The organism is Anabaena sp. FACHB-83 (assembly GCF_014697485.1).
In the GTDB taxonomy this organism is placed as follows: Bacteria; Cyanobacteriota; Cyanobacteriia; order Cyanobacteriales; family Nostocaceae; genus Nostoc_B.
The window spans coordinates 60,164-74,168 of the sequence record NZ_JACJRY010000031.1 but is presented as its reverse complement, the minus strand read 5'-3'; the positions used below and the strand labels follow the sequence as shown (position 1 = coordinate 74,168).

The window sequence follows — 14,005 nt, the reverse complement described above, 5'->3', positions numbered from 1 at the left end:
TTCAAGGAAGGAAAGTGTAAATTGGCGATTTAAGACTACTGATGCACGTAAGAAGATGGGACGCTTATATCCACCTATCTTACCTAGCAAAGTTGAGTTGGCAGACTACTAGTAGTCTGCCAAGATAACTTTGCGTGGTGGCTGGCAGAGGGGCAGAGGGGCAGAGGGGCAGGGGAGAGAGTACCTTCATTCCCCCCTGCTCCCCTGCTCCCTTGCAGGGTCTACACAGCAATATTGGGTTGGTGAACTACTAGCTTGCAATTGTCGGCTATTTGTGTGAGTATGCTATCAAACTACGGTTAGTTGCTCGACTTGACGTATTATTAGATCACTTATAGCCTGAATATGCCTATGTTAATCAAGTATCTATCAAATAGACTGATGAAGATGTTCAGCAGTGTGCTGCAAAATTATGAACTATTGAGAATTAACACATTTGCTTTATTCTTTGCTGGCGGGTTGACGTTGGCTTTGGTGATGTCTGCGTGTTCTGCCAACAACGCGAGTAACTCCACTGCAACACCAACCGCCAACTCCAGTCCAACCAATCAAGGTGTCGTGATTCGTATTGGCTATCAAAAAGCAGCAACTATTCTCAGCGCGATGAAAGCTCAACAAGATTTAGAAAAGGCTGTTGCTGCGAGTGGTGCTTCCGTAACATGGTCAGAATTTCCTTCTGGCCCCCCAATGTTAGAAGCAATGAACGCTGGGAGTATTGATTTTGGCTACACTGGTGAATCACCGCCAATCTTTGCCCAAGCCGCAGGTAATCCCTTAGTATATGTTGCTTACGATCCTTGGAGTCCCAAAGCCGAAGCAATTATTGTGCCAAAAAATTCCCCTATTCAAAGCCTTGCAGACTTAAAAGGTAAACGAGTTGCGTTTGCCAAAGGTTCTAATACTAACTACTTGATAGTCAAAGCTTTAGAAAAAGGCGGAGTAAATTACAACGATATCAAACCTGCTTTTCTGCAACCGCCTGATGCGCGTGCGGCATTTGAGGGTAATAATGTTGATGCTTGGGCAATTTGGGACCCGTATTTAGCGGCGGCGCAAGCTGCTACAGGCGCACGTACCTTAACTGATGCAACTGGGTTAGCACCAAATCGCGGTTATTATTTAGCGGCGAAATCTTTTGTAGACAAGAACCCTGATGCTTTAAAAACAGTGTTGGAACAAGTCAAAAAAAGAAGCGACTGGGCAAAAAATAATCCTACAGAAGTCGCCAAATTTCTCGCGCCAGCATTGGGTATTGATGCTGGAGTTTTAGAAGTGGCAGAAAAACGCCGAGACTACGACGTACTACCGCTAACAGACGAAGTAATTCGCGCACAGCAGGAAATTGCCGATACTTTTTACAAAATCAAGCTGATACCGAAATCTGTCAATGTTAGCGAAATTGTTTGGAAGGCTAGAGGCTAGTACAACAAGGCAAAAGGCAAAAGAAAAAATCACGATACCACAAGCTTTTTAGCAATTACAGCCGGTCACTGAGCGTACTTGTACTGAGCGCAGCCGAAGTAGTCGAAGTGTGGTCTGTTTACTTACGCCAACCTGTAGTAGTAATTGTAATTTCCACTCCCCATTCCCCACTCCCTACTTATGGATATCAATACTCAACGCATAAAAACTGATGTACTCGTCATTGGTGGCGGTACGGCTGGCACAATGGCAGGTATTAAAGCCAAGCAGGCAAATCCTGATGCAGAGGTGCTGATATTAGAAAAAGCTAACATACGTCGGAGTGGTGCGATCGCTATGGGCATGGATGGAGTCAACACCGCCGTCATCCCCGGACATTCCACACCAGAACAATACGTCCGGGAAATCACCCTCGCTAACGATGGCATTCTCAACCAAAAAGCCGTATATCAAACCGGTAAATTAGGTTACGAAGTCATTCAAGAATTAGAAAGCTGGGGCGTAAAGTTTCAAAAAGATGCCCAAGGTAACTATGACTTAAAACAAGTGCATCGTGTCGGTAAATATGTTTTACCCATGCCAGAAGGTAAAGACCTAAAAACCATTCTCACCCGCCAAGTTAAACGCCACAAAGTCAAAGTGACAAACCGTGTCATGGCTACCCGTGTCTTAGTCAAAAACGGACGTGCTGTTGGTGCGGTGGGATTTGATGTCAGAAACGGCGACTATATAATCATTCAAGCTAAAGCCGTCATCCTCTGTACAGGTGCTTGCGGCAGACTCGGCTTACCCGCTTCCGGTTATCTCTACGGCACTTACGAAAATCCTACCAACGCTGGTGATGGCTATTCAATGGCTTATCACGCAGGCGCAGAACTCAGCAACATTGAATGCTTTCAAGTCAATCCCCTAATTAAAGATTACAACGGCCCTGCCTGCGCCTATGTTGCCGGGCCATTTGGCGCACATACAGCCAACGCCGAAGGAAATCGCTTCATTAGTTGCGACTATTGGAGTGGGCAAATGATGTTGGAAATCTGGAAGGAATTAAACTCAGGAAAAGGGCCAGTCCAACTCAAAATGACCCATCTTGATGAGGATACAATTGCCGAAATTGAATCCATACTTTGGGCGAATGAAAGACCGAGTAGAGAACGCTTTCATCAAGGGAGAAACGAAGATTACCGCACCCACGGCGTAGAGATGCACATTTCCGAAATCGGCTTATGTAGCGGTCATAGTGCTTCTGGTGTGTGGGTAAACGAAAATGCCCAAACCACAGTTCCCGGTTTATATGCAGCCGGAGACATGGCCAGCGTTCCCCATAATTATATGATTGGGGCATTTGTGTTCGGTCGCATAGCCGGAACTCATGCCATTGAATATATCCAAGATTTAGATTTTATCGAACCAGATGCCGAGTTTTTAGAAATAGAAAAAGCCAGAATTTATGCCCCATTAACTCGACCCAATGGCATACCCCACACCCAGGTGGAATATAAACTCAGACGCTTAGTTAATGATTACCTCCAACCACCCAAATCAGGCAATAAAATCGAAATTGGTTTAAAACAATTTGTTCAATATCAACAAACCTTAGATTTAATGGGTGCGCGTGACCCCCATGAATTAATGCGTTCTCTGGAAGTGCATTTTATTCGAGACTGTGCAGAAATGGCAGCCAGAGCATCATTATATCGCCAAGAAACTCGTTGGGGTCTATATCATTACCGCTTAGATTATCCAGAAAAAAATGATGATGAATGGTTCTGTCATGTCAATTTAAAGAAAGATGAATCAGGACAAATGGTATTGTTCAAGCGTCCTGTAGATCCTTACATTGTCGAAGTAGACACAACCAAAGAACTATACAATGTAACTGTGAAGTAAGGTATTCAAAATGAACCCGCAACCAGCCTGTACAGTTCTTGAATCTGACGATCGCACTTACGTTCGTCTTACTCTACACGATGAATAAATCCAGTATACTCAATTAATTATTAATATGTTATTTCAAAAAAATATAACTTGCAATTTAACTAAAAATGACAGATTCATCACAAATTAGAATATGCTTTCTGGGAGAATCATTTGTTAACGGTACTGGCGACCCAGAGTGTCTAGGCTGGACAGGAAGAATATGTGTTTATGCTAATAAAAATGGCTATGATATTACCTACTACAATTTAGGAGTGAGACGAGAAACCAGTACAGAGTTAAGACAGCGTTGGTTAAGAGAAACTGTTTATCGTTTACCAGATGAATATGACGGTAGAGTTGTATTTTCGTTTGGCGTAAATGATACAACTATTGAAAATGGTAAAACTCGTGTCGAACTTTCCGAATCAATTGAAAATGCCCGTATTATCTTAAGTGAAGCAAAGAAATTATATCCTGTTTTAATGATTAGTCCTCCACCATGTGCAGATAATCAGCAGGATCAAAGAAATCAACGAATAGCAAATTTATCTCAGGAATTCTCTTTAATATGTCATGAACTGAATATACCTTACCTTGATGTTTTTACTCCTTTAAAACAGTCCAATATTTGGGTAGAGGAGGCAAAATCGTATGATGGCGCACATCCCAGAACCGCAGGATATACAGAGTTTGCCAATCTTGTGCAGAATTGGAGTGGCTGGTTAAATTGGTTTCCTCATCTTTTGGTCAAAGCATAAATAAATAATTCTAGGAAAGCGTAACTTACATCAAAGATTCAATTAGTAAAATGCTTGAATTAATTAAACCAACTTATGATTTGTATTCAGAGTTTATTGATATGGTAGCAGAATATCAAAAACATGGTGAATCACGCCTATTTGATCAGAATAATTTAACGTTAATTCAAGAAGATTTTTCAGCTTATATTCAATACTTAGAAAATAATTCAAGAGGTATTGACTTAAAGCCTGGTTTTGTACCTGCGACAACGTATTGGTTAGTGGAACAGAATAAATTAATTCTAGGCGAAAGCCAATTACGTCATTGGTTAATACCTAATTTAGAATATCGAGGAGGACATATTGGATATATGATTCGTCCTCTTCAAAGAAGTAAAGGATATGGTACACAAATACTGAGTAAGACTTTAGAAAAAGCTAGAAACATGGGTTTGAGTCGCGTTCTTTTAACCTGTAATAAAGATAATATTGCTTCCGCCCGTGTAATTCAGAAAAATCAAGGTCAATTAACCAGTGAAGAATTTTTGGAAAATTCAGATATAGTGATCTCCCGTTATTGGATTAATTTATAAAAATTTAAGTTGAGTCTAATAAAATAAAAATGAGTTATCAAGCCATAATTTTCGACCTCGATAATACATTATTAAATTTTGAACTATGTGAACGTCAAGCTATCCTTGGCGCGTTATCAGATTGTGCAGTATCTTTAGATATATATGAAATAACTGAAACTAATTTTTTAGAAGTGTTTGAAACTTATAATTCTCAGTATTGGAGAAAGAGAGATGTTTTATCACCTATCGAAATAACAGAATTATCTTATCAAAGCACACTGGCTCACTTAAATATCAAAACAGATAAAACTAATCACCTCAGTCAAAGTTTTTGGCAGATTTTTAATCATTCAGCCGTAACAGAACCTGATGTATATGAACTTTTAACCGTCCTGAAACGCAACTATCGGTTAGCTGTCATTACCAACGGTTTTGTATCAGCACAAGTACCAAGAATGCAGGCTGCCGGAATTGATCACTTTTTTGAGGAGGTGGTAGTTTCGGAAGCAATTGGTTTTGCTAAACCATCGCCGGAAATATTTCACTATGCTTTATCAAAGTTAGATTTAACCCCAGCACAAGTCCTTTATGTTGGAGATTCTTTAAGCCATGACTATGCAGGTACAACACAAGTCAATATTGATTTTTGTTACTACAACAGAAAAAATCAAGCCTTACCACAGGAAGTTAAACCAAAATTTATCGTCAATCAACTTTTAAATTTACTAGAACTAGTCAAATAATTTTTAACCATTGAAAATTTCAAAAAAATGCCTATTTATAATTCCATTGGTAAACAATATTCCCAAACTCGCGTTCCTGACATTCGCATCGTCAATGCAATAATTAATCTACTCAATTTACCAAAAGGTAGCGTTATCGCTGATATTGGTGCTGGTACTGGTGGTTATAGCGTAGCCTTGGCTAACCAGGGACTTTTTGTTTATGCTGTTGAGCCTTCTATTGTGATGCGACAGCAAGCGGTTGTACATCCTCAAGTTGAGTGGTTTACTGGCTATGCAGAAAATTTAGCTTTACCAGATAAATCTGTTGATGGTGTTATCAGTATTTTAGCGATACATCACTTTTCGCATCTCGAAAAATCTTTCCAAGAAATGCAAAGAATTATTAGAGATGGAACAATCGTTTTACTAACTTTTGATATTAGACTCGCGCAAAGAATTTGGCTTTATGATTATTTTCCATTTTTGTGGGAAGATGCTTTACGATTTTTACCGTTAAACGAACAAATTAATTTGCTTCAACAGAATACTAAAAGGCGTGTTGAAGCCATACCATTTTTGTTACCACACGACTTATCTGATTTATTCGCCGCCGCAGCTTGGAGACGACCAGAATTATATCAGAAAGCCGAAGTACGTGCGGGTATATCATCTTTTGCGTTAGCTAATCAAGACTTAGTAGAAAAAGGATTAGAGTTACTTACAGCCGATTTAAATAGTGGAGAATGGATAAAAAAATATGGCGAAATTCATAATCTGCAAGAGATTGATATAGGATATCGCTTTATTTATACAACATTTGATAAATCATAATGGGTAATAATTATGGTAAATAAAGTTGTTTTAGTTAAAGAAGTTACAATTAAACAAGCTAATATTAAAGATGCAGAAAGAATTACTATCCTTGGTGAACAACTAGGATATTCTTTGACAAATCAACAGGTAGAGCAACGTCTGAATAAAATTAAAAATGATGCAGAACATATTGTTTATGTCGCAACTTTAGCAAATGAATATGTAATTGGTTGGGCGCACGCTCATATTTGTGATTTACTCATTATGCCAAAGCAAGTAATTCTTTTAGGCTTAGTGGTAGATAAAGATTATCGTCATCACGGAATTGGGCGTTATTTAATGCAATATATCGAACAATGGGCTGTATTAAAAGAATGTGATGGAGTAATTTTACGGTCTAATATTATCCGCAAAGAGGCACATTTATTTTATGAAAAAATTGGTTATACAAATATCAAACAGTCTTTAGCTTTTTATAAGCAATTAATTTAATGTCTAAATTACAAAATTGGGGAATGATGTTATGGCTTTAATTAATCAAAGAGTAGATGTACCTGTCATTGTTGATGAATCAAAATGTTTGGAAAAATGTACGGCTTGTATTGAGGTTTGTCCTTTAGATGTGTTGGCTAAGAATCCAGAGACGGGGAAAGCATATATGAAATATGATGAGTGTTGGTTTTGTTTACCTTGTGAAAAGGAATGTCCTACTAATGCTATTACGGTGCAGATTCCTTTTTTGTTGCGGTAATTATGTAAGTTTATATCACGCAGAGGCGCAGAGGGTTGGAGGGGAGATAAAATTATGTCTATAAGTGCTGATTCTGAATTAAATCAATGGTTAGAAATGTTGCGATCGCCTGATGTTAATGACCGCTTAGTAGCTGTTAAAACTTTACAACATCTCGGTGACGAAGAGAGCATTGATGCTTTAATTATCGCCCTTAAGGATGAAAATATAGCTGTCCAGAAAATAGCCATATCTGCCCTTTGGGAAATTGCTAATCCTGTGGCGATTCCTGCTTTAATAGAATGTTTGAGTTCGCAAGATGAAGACATTCGTAATGAAGCTGCATCAGCTTTAAATGAGTTAGTTAGTCAAGACGATTTATTACTTTTACTAGATAAACTACAAAGTAATGATATCAATACACAACTCAATATTTTAGTGCTGTTGCGTAAAATTCATGATATTCAATCTTTACCCTATATATTACCATTTTTACAATCAAATAATCCCGAATTAAGAGAAACCGCAATAACTACATTGCGCTATCTTAATCAACTAGAAAAATGCCCCGAAGCTTTAGATTTAATCTTTGATGAATCAGCAGTTGTGCGACGGGCTGCGGCTTTAACTCTGGGACATTTGCAAGATACAGAGGTAATTAATAAACTCAGTCAAGCACTGACTAATGATCATGACTGGCAAGTGCGGCGTAATGCGGCTAAATCTCTAGCTATTCACGCAAATCATCAGGCAATTTTCGCCTTAGAAACTGCTTTAAGTGATGAACATTGGCAAGTCAGAAAAGCAACAGCACAGGCATTACAAAAAATTCCAGATATTCAAGTAATGCCGCAATTAATTCAAGCTTTAATAGATGAATATGCAGATGTCCGCAAAGAAGCCGTAATTGCTCTTGGTAATTTCGCTCATTCTGATGTTATTATCCCTCTGCAACAAGCTTTAGATGACCCTGATAGGGAAGTTGCTATTCAAGCACAACGGGCGATTAACAAAATACAAACAGATAAAATAGTATCAGGAGAGTAATCAATAATTAAGGGAAAGTGCAATGGGAAATCCATTTCCTGGAATGAACCCGTATTTAGAACAGCCTGAACTTTGGCATCAAGTTCATAATCGTTTGATTGTCGCTATAGCTGATGATTTGACTCCTCAAATCGCGCCTAAATACCGAGTTTCTATTGAAGAGAGAGTTTATACAAGTGTAGATGATATCTTACTGGTGGGAATTGCTGATGTAGCATTTGCGAATCGTAACGTTCCAGATATTAGCACAACTTTGACTGCTGCAAAACTTAGCGAACCGACTAAAGTCAAACTTCCCATCCCTGAACAGGTAACTGAAAGATTTTTAGAAGTGCGTGCAACTCAAAATAAAGAAGTAGTAGCTGTAATTGAACTACTTTCTCCTAAAAATAAAATCTCCAAAGAAGGTAGAACTGCTTACGAAAGCAAACGACAGAAAATTTTAGCTTCTGCCACGAATTTGGTAGAAATTGACCTTTTAAAACAAGGCGAACCAATGCCGATTTTGGGTGTGAAAATTACAGATTATAGTATCTTGGTTAGTCGCAGCTACAACAGACCTGATGCCGATTTATATACTTTCGATTTAAAAACTCCAATTCCGGTTTTTCCTATACCTTTGCATGAAGGGGAATCTGAGCCAATTATTGACTTGCAAAGGTTACTGAATGAAGTGTATGAACGTGCTAGATTTGACTTAGCAATTGATTATACACAACCTTTAAAAGTTAAGCGACTTCCAGAAGAAGAAGCTTGGATAAAAGATATTTTAGCAAAGATTTAAATGAGTCAACAAGAAGTAATTGAACTGCTCAAACAGGTTATCGAACCAACTTTAAAAAATGACATTGTAAGTTTGGGAATGGTGCGGAATCTCCGCATAGTTGATGACTACGTTTACTTGCGTTTATATATTGGTTCTCATCAGCAGGAATTAAAAACAGAAGTTGAAACTAAATTATCGTCTCTATCTTGGTGTAAAAAGACTTATATTCAAATTTGTACAATTCCTGGGGTGAAAATCACTCTGGGAATTTCTAGTGGTAAGGGTGGTGTTGGTAAATCAACAACTGCTGTAAATATTGCCGCCGCTTTAAGTTTACAAGGGGCAAAAGTTGGGCTATTAGATGCGGATGTTTATGGGCCGAATGTGCCGCAAATGTTGGGTTTAGGTCAAGCGGATGTGGAAGTAATTCAGACTCCTACAGGTGAGAAGTTTTTACCTCTGGAAGTACAAGGAATTAAATTAATGTCGGTGGGTTTACTGGCAGAAAAAAATCGTCCTTTAGCTTGGCGGGGGCCTGTACTGCACAAAATTATTACCCAATTTATTAATGATGTGGAATGGGGCGAATTAGATTATTTATTAATAGATTTACCACCAGGTACGGGTGATGCTCAAATTACGATTATTCAAGAAAGCCCAATTTGTGGGGTGATTTTAGTGACAACTCCGCAGCAAGTAGCTGTTGCAGATGTCCGACGTAATATATATATGTTCCGCCAAGTCGGTGTGCCGGTACTGGGGATTGTGGAAAATATGAGTTATCTAATCTGTGGTGATTGTGGTTCCCGCACATATATTTTTGGTAGTGGTGGCGGTGAACAACTCGCAGCCGAATTACAAACGCCTTTACTGGGACAAATCCCCATTGATTCGCGTATTTGTAGCGGTGGTGATAGCGGAAATCCTATAGCTATGAGTGAACAAGCTTCCCCAGCTAGTGAGGTTTTTCGACAAATTGCGATCGCACTTCACACCACTTTCAAGACAACCACAAAAAAACCCTCATAAAGAGGGCGCAAAAGTAATATAATTTCAACGGCTGCGTAAAGCTTCTAGTTGTTTTAACTGCGCCGTTTGTTGTTCTAAACGAATTGAGAGGCGATCGCACACCAGTTCGCAAATCTCAAAAATTAAAGGGTCAACAATCTCATAGTAAATACTGACTCCTTGTGGTTGACGATGAACAATACCTGCTTGTGCCAAAATTTTTAAGTGTTTAGACACATTGGCTTGTCCCAGTCCGGTAGCTTCGATAATTTCTGAGACGTTTTTGCTACCCGATTTTAAACTACATAAAACTTGGAGCCTGCTAGTTTCTGAAAGTACTTTAAAATAATCTGCAATTGGCCCCAGGGCAGCAGGTGAATTTTCTAACATACTCATGGCTAAATATATCTATCTACTATATTACTATATAGTATTGGTATCATGATTCTTGTTCGCAGAAACATAAAGTCGATCACGAATGTTAGGGGTGTATTCTGATACTTTGCTGGATTGAAAAGAATGGCGATTTTGAAATAGTACTAAAGCTGCAACTGCTAGTAAAAAATAGCCAAAGCTTTTTTGCAGTCTATGAGCAGGAACAAATTCTGCCAAATATGCACCGAAAATTGTTCCACCACTAGCAGCCACAATAAAAGATAACATCAACTGCCAATTAAAAGAAATATGTCCCCAATAGCTCAAAAAACCAGCAATTGAATTAAACACAATAATTAAGAGTGATGTGCCAATTGCTTTTTTCATTGGTACTTTTCCCAAAAGTACTAAAGCTGGAACAATTGCAAATCCACCACCAACACCAATCAAGCCAGTGAGTATCCCGACACCTAAACCTTCAGTCATTAACCATAACCAGCAATATTGACAGACTGGCGGAGGATACAAAGCTAACTGATCATCTGGAGCTACTTTTTGAGAACTACGGCGAATCATGAATACTGCTGCCAATAACATCATGATGCCAAACAGCAACATTTGGAAAGTTTCGGTGACAAAGGGTAGCAAGGCTATTTTTGCCCCGATAAATGTTCCCAACATAGTGGCGGAACCAAAAATTAATGCTGTTTTCAGCTGAATGTTTTTAGCTCGCCAGTGAGGAATTATACCCAACAAACTCACAGTCCCGACGATCGCCAAAGTCATAGCGATCGCAGATTTTGTGGGTATACCCATAACATAAACTAAAACTGGCAACGCCAATACAGAACCACCGCCACCAATCAAACCTAAACTCAACCCAATACAAGCAGCTAGTATATGTCCAATTATCCAGGTCATGCACTACTCCGTTGGTTATAAGGCAGTTTTGCTAGTAGCATTCCTAACGCACAGGTATCTGTAATTCCCGCGAACATCAATCCGCTTCCGACAAAGCCACTGAGAATCAAAAACCAAGGAGAAACAAAAGCGCCCAGCAATGTGCCTGTAACCACCAAAGAGCCTGCAACAATTTGCACTTGCCGTATTAAACTAATTGGGGCATTTTGGCTAATTTTGGTGGGATAACCTGCGGCTTTCCAAGCTGTCATCCCGCCGTTAAGATGGGTGACTTCTGTAAATCCAGCATCAAATAGTTTTTGCGCCGCCATTGTTGAACGATTCCCAGAACGACAGTAAAGAACTACTTGGGTGTCTTGGGTTTGCGGTACTTTGCGCGGATCAAATTTGGACAAGGAAATTAGTGTTGCATTGGGAATATGTTCTCCAGCATATTCAGATGGTTCACGCACATCTATCAGGGTGACAGTTTGTTGTTTGAGTAACTGTTGAAGAGTCTGAGCGTCAATGGTTTGTAATTTGCGTATATGAGAAGTGGTCATGACTGTTTACCTTTGAGGAATATTTTTAAACGCAGAGTGTTTCGCGCATTCGTCCTTGGCGTTCCCGCAGGGTAGGCGCAAAGAAAAGCACGCAGAGATTCTATAAATGGGATTGACAAGAGGTTACAAAAATTTCTTCCCCCTACTCCCTACTCCCCATTCCCTACTCCCCTTATTAATTACGCCGCCACGTTACCGCAGCGTTGGTTGGCGGGTACGGCTTCCATGATTTTTTTCGGGTTGGGTAAATTCAGGTTTGCCATTAATTGGATAAATTCTTCGCGGTTACGTCCAGCAAACCGAGGGTTTAATTGTTTTTCTTCGCCAATGGTGGAAACTGTATGACCACGATAGTCATGACCAGGATAAACTAAGGTTTCGTCGGGCAATGTGAATAATTTTTGGGTGACAGCATCGTACATCATTCCAGCATTGCCACTCTGAAAGTCTGTTCTTCCACAACCACGAATAAATAATGAATCTCCGGTGAGTAGGTGAGTACCGTTCACTAAATAGGCATTATGGCTATCAGTATGGCCGAGGGTGGCGATCGCTTCTACTTTGACGCTGCCTAATTCTATAACTTCGCCATCTTTCATAAATCTATCGGCACATCCGGCTTGGGCATTTTCTGGCACAATTCCCAAACAACCTGTTATTTCCCGCAGTTTTGCTGTGCCAGTAATATGATCGGCGTGGATGTGGGTTTCTAAACAATATTTGAGCGTTAGTCCTAATTCTTGCAGTAATTGGCGATCGCGCTCCACCTGTTCTAATACCGGATCAACCAAAATCCCTGTTTTCGTAACTAAATCTGCAATTAAGTAAGTATATGTACTAGTCTCTACGTCAAATAGTTGTCGGAATAACATATTGCTTATCTCAACGAAAACTTATTGTTTTAATAATATAACTATATGGTAGTATAATAAAAATGTCTACTACTTTGACAGAATATCTAATTAACGAACATGGATACTAGTATTCCACTCGAAAATCCATCCCTATCAAGACGGCAAATCCTCAACTTTCTTACCGGAGCAACCGTCGCGGTCACTGCGGGTGCTGCGCTCTATCCTGCTGGCAAATTCTTGATTGCTCCAGCAGAAAAAACGGGGGTTGGAGGTGCTATTTTGGCCAAAGATATTCTAGGGACACAAATCCCAGCATCGCAAATTCTGGCTGACGCACCGGGAACCCGTGCCTTAGTTGCCGGTTTGGCAGGAGAACCCACCTATCTGATTGTCAAAGAAGATCACACCCTAGATCATATTGGGCTTGTCGATAACTGCACCCACCTCGGTTGTACCTTCCCCTGGAATCCCTTGGATCAGCAGTTTCAATGTCCCTGTCATGGTTCTCGCTATGCCCCAGATGGGACGGTGGTACGTGGCCCCGCTCCTCTCCCACTGAAGATTGTCCAGGTTGCAGTAATGGATAACAGCATTTTGATCTCGCCGTGGACGGAAACTGATCCTCGCACTGGAAAGAAACCCTGGTGGGTCTAAGGATGAAGTTATATGGAACCGATTCGGATTTTTTACTTTTCCGATGTTCTCTGCGTTTGGGCTTATATTGCTCAGATTCGTCTGGATGAGTTAAAAACCACCTTTGAAGACAAGATTGCGATCGCACACCACTTTGTCCCCGTATTTGGTGTTGCTCGTGAAAGAACAGACAGTTACAGTCAGCCCCACCCTAATTTTTAATGAAGGACGGCAGAGACTCAACGGCAATGTGGGCTATCGGGTGATCGAAGCCAATATTCGGGAGTTACTACACAATCCTCCAGGAGAACAATCCTGGTGTTAGGAATCTTGCCTTAATAGTAAAGACGCGATCGCAATTAAAATACATCCATGAAAAAACCACTTTTATTTAATAAACGCTTAGTTCTATTGGGAATATCTTTGTTGCTCTACATAATAGGACTTAGCTTGCCAGCACTTGCTTTTGATATAGTTGACAACCAGACAAAGCAGACAAGTTTTATTTCTGTTATGAAGGGGGCTGAAGTTACAATTTGGGGAATACTTGGATTGTTCTTTCTTCAAATTCCAGCTATTGGCTGTTTAGCCAATCCGCTTTATTGGTTTTCCTGTAAATCGTTTGTACAAAAAAAATACAAATTCTCCATATTTTCTGCTTTTATTGCCATTATTGTCGGCTTTACAGGAACAATATCAGCATATTGGCTGGCCTTACCAAATGGTAGTAATCCCTATAGTCATCTTCTATTAACCAAGTTACTTCCTGGTTTCTGGTTATGGCTTGCGGCTCCAGCATTTCTAATGATTATTGCTAGTTACTTTGCTTATATGAAACACAGAAATCGCCTCGTGTTAAACCAGAAGCTTTAATTGATTTACTCCCTAAAAATGGCAAAACTATATGATATTTAAGAAATCAATTCAGACCATA

18 protein-coding genes are annotated in these 14,005 nt (G+C 39.7%); 14 read left to right on the top strand and 4 right to left on the bottom strand.

The genetic code is table 11. The features are described 5' to 3' along the window. The first annotated feature begins 381 nt into the window (after positions 1-381). From H6G79_RS26340 to H6G79_RS26290, 11 genes are all read left to right on the top strand, one after another. Entirely contained in the window at positions 382-1,422 is a 1,041-nt protein-coding gene (locus tag H6G79_RS26340; RefSeq protein WP_242048564.1) for a sulfonate ABC transporter substrate-binding protein, read from the top strand. A gap of 180 nt (positions 1,423-1,602) precedes the next feature. Further along, the gene (locus H6G79_RS26335; RefSeq protein WP_190593152.1) at positions 1,603-3,312 is read left to right on the top strand and encodes a fumarate reductase/succinate dehydrogenase flavoprotein subunit; all 1,710 of its coding nucleotides are present in this window, start codon (positions 1,603-1,605) and stop codon (positions 3,310-3,312) included. A 155-nt stretch (positions 3,313-3,467) separates the two neighbouring features. Further along, positions 3,468-4,100 carry a GDSL-type esterase/lipase family protein gene (locus H6G79_RS26330; RefSeq protein ID WP_190593153.1) on the top strand — a complete coding sequence of 211 codons (633 nt, stop codon included), beginning with the start codon at positions 3,468-3,470 and terminating at the stop codon, positions 4,098-4,100. A 50-nt stretch (positions 4,101-4,150) separates the two neighbouring features. After that, the gene (locus H6G79_RS26325) at positions 4,151-4,675 is read left to right on the top strand and encodes a GNAT family N-acetyltransferase (protein WP_190593154.1); all 525 of its coding nucleotides are present in this window, start codon (positions 4,151-4,153) and stop codon (positions 4,673-4,675) included. Positions 4,676-4,704: 29 nt separating this feature from the next. Beyond that, on the top strand, positions 4,705-5,400 hold the full coding sequence (locus H6G79_RS26320) for an HAD family hydrolase (protein ID WP_190593155.1): 696 nt from the start codon (positions 4,705-4,707) through the stop codon (positions 5,398-5,400). A gap of 27 nt (positions 5,401-5,427) precedes the next feature. Further along, a complete protein-coding gene (locus tag H6G79_RS26315) occupies positions 5,428-6,213 on the top strand; it encodes a class I SAM-dependent methyltransferase (protein ID WP_190593156.1) in 786 nt (261 codons plus the stop codon). Between the two features lie 12 nt (positions 6,214-6,225). Next, positions 6,226-6,687: a GNAT family N-acetyltransferase gene (locus H6G79_RS26310; protein ID WP_190593157.1), complete on the top strand. Its 462-nt coding sequence runs from the start codon at positions 6,226-6,228 to the stop codon at positions 6,685-6,687. A gap of 31 nt (positions 6,688-6,718) precedes the next feature. Then, a complete protein-coding gene (locus H6G79_RS26305; protein WP_053455107.1) occupies positions 6,719-6,946 on the top strand; it encodes a ferredoxin family protein in 228 nt (75 codons plus the stop codon). 54 nt (positions 6,947-7,000) lie between these two features. Next, the gene (locus tag H6G79_RS26300) at positions 7,001-7,972 is read left to right on the top strand and encodes a HEAT repeat domain-containing protein (protein ID WP_190593158.1); all 972 of its coding nucleotides are present in this window, start codon (positions 7,001-7,003) and stop codon (positions 7,970-7,972) included. Positions 7,973-7,994: 22 nt separating this feature from the next. Next, a complete protein-coding gene (locus tag H6G79_RS26295) occupies positions 7,995-8,756 on the top strand; it encodes a DUF4058 family protein (RefSeq protein WP_190593159.1) in 762 nt (253 codons plus the stop codon). After that, positions 8,757-9,767 carry an Mrp/NBP35 family ATP-binding protein gene (locus tag H6G79_RS26290; protein ID WP_190593160.1) on the top strand — a complete coding sequence of 337 codons (1,011 nt, stop codon included), beginning with the start codon at positions 8,757-8,759 and terminating at the stop codon, positions 9,765-9,767. A gap of 24 nt (positions 9,768-9,791) precedes the next feature. Here the strand turns inward: H6G79_RS26290 and H6G79_RS26285 are convergent, their stop codons facing one another. The 4 genes from H6G79_RS26285 to H6G79_RS26270 all read right to left on the bottom strand — a co-directional run bounded on the left by H6G79_RS26285 (position 9,792) and on the right by H6G79_RS26270 (position 12,456). After that, the gene (locus H6G79_RS26285; RefSeq protein ID WP_062293739.1) at positions 9,792-10,136 is read right to left on the bottom strand and encodes a helix-turn-helix transcriptional regulator; all 345 of its coding nucleotides are present in this window, start codon (positions 10,134-10,136) and stop codon (positions 9,792-9,794) included. Positions 10,137-10,169: 33 nt separating this feature from the next. Beyond that, positions 10,170-11,042: a sulfite exporter TauE/SafE family protein gene (locus H6G79_RS26280; RefSeq protein WP_190593161.1), complete on the bottom strand. Its 873-nt coding sequence runs from the start codon at positions 11,040-11,042 to the stop codon at positions 10,170-10,172. Beyond that, positions 11,039-11,584, bottom strand: a complete 546-nt coding sequence (locus H6G79_RS26275) for a rhodanese-like domain-containing protein (protein ID WP_190593162.1) — start codon at positions 11,582-11,584, stop codon at positions 11,039-11,041. Before H6G79_RS26275 ends, H6G79_RS26280 begins: the two co-directional genes overlap by 4 nt. A 179-nt stretch (positions 11,585-11,763) precedes the next feature. Then, entirely contained in the window at positions 11,764-12,456 is a 693-nt protein-coding gene (locus H6G79_RS26270; RefSeq protein WP_190593163.1) for an MBL fold metallo-hydrolase, read from the bottom strand. Between the two features lie 99 nt (positions 12,457-12,555). Here H6G79_RS26270 and petC point away from each other — a divergent pair, with 99 nt between their 5' ends. From petC to H6G79_RS26255, 3 genes are all read left to right on the top strand, one after another. Then, positions 12,556-13,092: a cytochrome b6-f complex iron-sulfur subunit gene (gene petC / locus H6G79_RS26265; protein WP_190593164.1), complete on the top strand. Its 537-nt coding sequence runs from the start codon at positions 12,556-12,558 to the stop codon at positions 13,090-13,092. A 12-nt stretch (positions 13,093-13,104) separates the two neighbouring features. Then, positions 13,105-13,293, top strand: coding sequence for a hypothetical protein (locus H6G79_RS36970; RefSeq protein ID WP_242048563.1), 189 nt, complete (start codon positions 13,105-13,107; stop codon positions 13,291-13,293). Between the two features lie 150 nt (positions 13,294-13,443). Further along, the gene (locus H6G79_RS26255) at positions 13,444-13,944 is read left to right on the top strand and encodes a hypothetical protein (RefSeq protein ID WP_190593165.1); all 501 of its coding nucleotides are present in this window, start codon (positions 13,444-13,446) and stop codon (positions 13,942-13,944) included. Positions 13,945-14,005: the final 61 nt, after the last annotated feature.

Bases quoted from the DNA above. Each gene is read 5' to 3' on its own strand.
- H6G79_RS26285 (WP_062293739.1), bottom strand. From the start codon at position 10,136: ATGTTAGAAAATTCACCTGCTGCCCTGGGGCCAATTGCAGATTATTTT.
- H6G79_RS26255 (WP_190593165.1), top strand. From the start codon at position 13,444: ATGAAAAAACCACTTTTATTTAATAAACGCTTAGTTCTATTGGGAATA.
- H6G79_RS26325 (WP_190593154.1), top strand. From the start codon at position 4,151: ATGCTTGAATTAATTAAACCAACTTATGATTTGTATTCAGAGTTTATT.
- H6G79_RS26340 (WP_242048564.1), top strand. From the start codon at position 382: ATGAAGATGTTCAGCAGTGTGCTGCAAAATTATGAACTATTGAGAATT.
- H6G79_RS26280 (WP_190593161.1), bottom strand. From the start codon at position 11,042: ATGACCTGGATAATTGGACATATACTAGCTGCTTGTATTGGGTTGAGT.
- H6G79_RS26295 (WP_190593159.1), top strand. From the start codon at position 7,995: ATGGGAAATCCATTTCCTGGAATGAACCCGTATTTAGAACAGCCTGAA.
- H6G79_RS36970 (WP_242048563.1), top strand. From the start codon at position 13,105: ATGGAACCGATTCGGATTTTTTACTTTTCCGATGTTCTCTGCGTTTGG.
- H6G79_RS26320 (WP_190593155.1), top strand. From the start codon at position 4,705: ATGAGTTATCAAGCCATAATTTTCGACCTCGATAATACATTATTAAAT.
- H6G79_RS26270 (WP_190593163.1), bottom strand. From the start codon at position 12,456: ATGTTATTCCGACAACTATTTGACGTAGAGACTAGTACATATACTTAC.
- H6G79_RS26315 (WP_190593156.1), top strand. From the start codon at position 5,428: ATGCCTATTTATAATTCCATTGGTAAACAATATTCCCAAACTCGCGTT.
- petC (WP_190593164.1), top strand. From the start codon at position 12,556: ATGGATACTAGTATTCCACTCGAAAATCCATCCCTATCAAGACGGCAA.
- H6G79_RS26335 (WP_190593152.1), top strand. From the start codon at position 1,603: ATGGATATCAATACTCAACGCATAAAAACTGATGTACTCGTCATTGGT.
- H6G79_RS26300 (WP_190593158.1), top strand. From the start codon at position 7,001: ATGTCTATAAGTGCTGATTCTGAATTAAATCAATGGTTAGAAATGTTG.
- H6G79_RS26330 (WP_190593153.1), top strand. From the start codon at position 3,468: ATGACAGATTCATCACAAATTAGAATATGCTTTCTGGGAGAATCATTT.
- H6G79_RS26305 (WP_053455107.1), top strand. From the start codon at position 6,719: ATGGCTTTAATTAATCAAAGAGTAGATGTACCTGTCATTGTTGATGAA.
- H6G79_RS26290 (WP_190593160.1), top strand. From the start codon at position 8,757: ATGAGTCAACAAGAAGTAATTGAACTGCTCAAACAGGTTATCGAACCA.
- H6G79_RS26275 (WP_190593162.1), bottom strand. From the start codon at position 11,584: ATGACCACTTCTCATATACGCAAATTACAAACCATTGACGCTCAGACT.
- H6G79_RS26310 (WP_190593157.1), top strand. From the start codon at position 6,226: ATGGTAAATAAAGTTGTTTTAGTTAAAGAAGTTACAATTAAACAAGCT.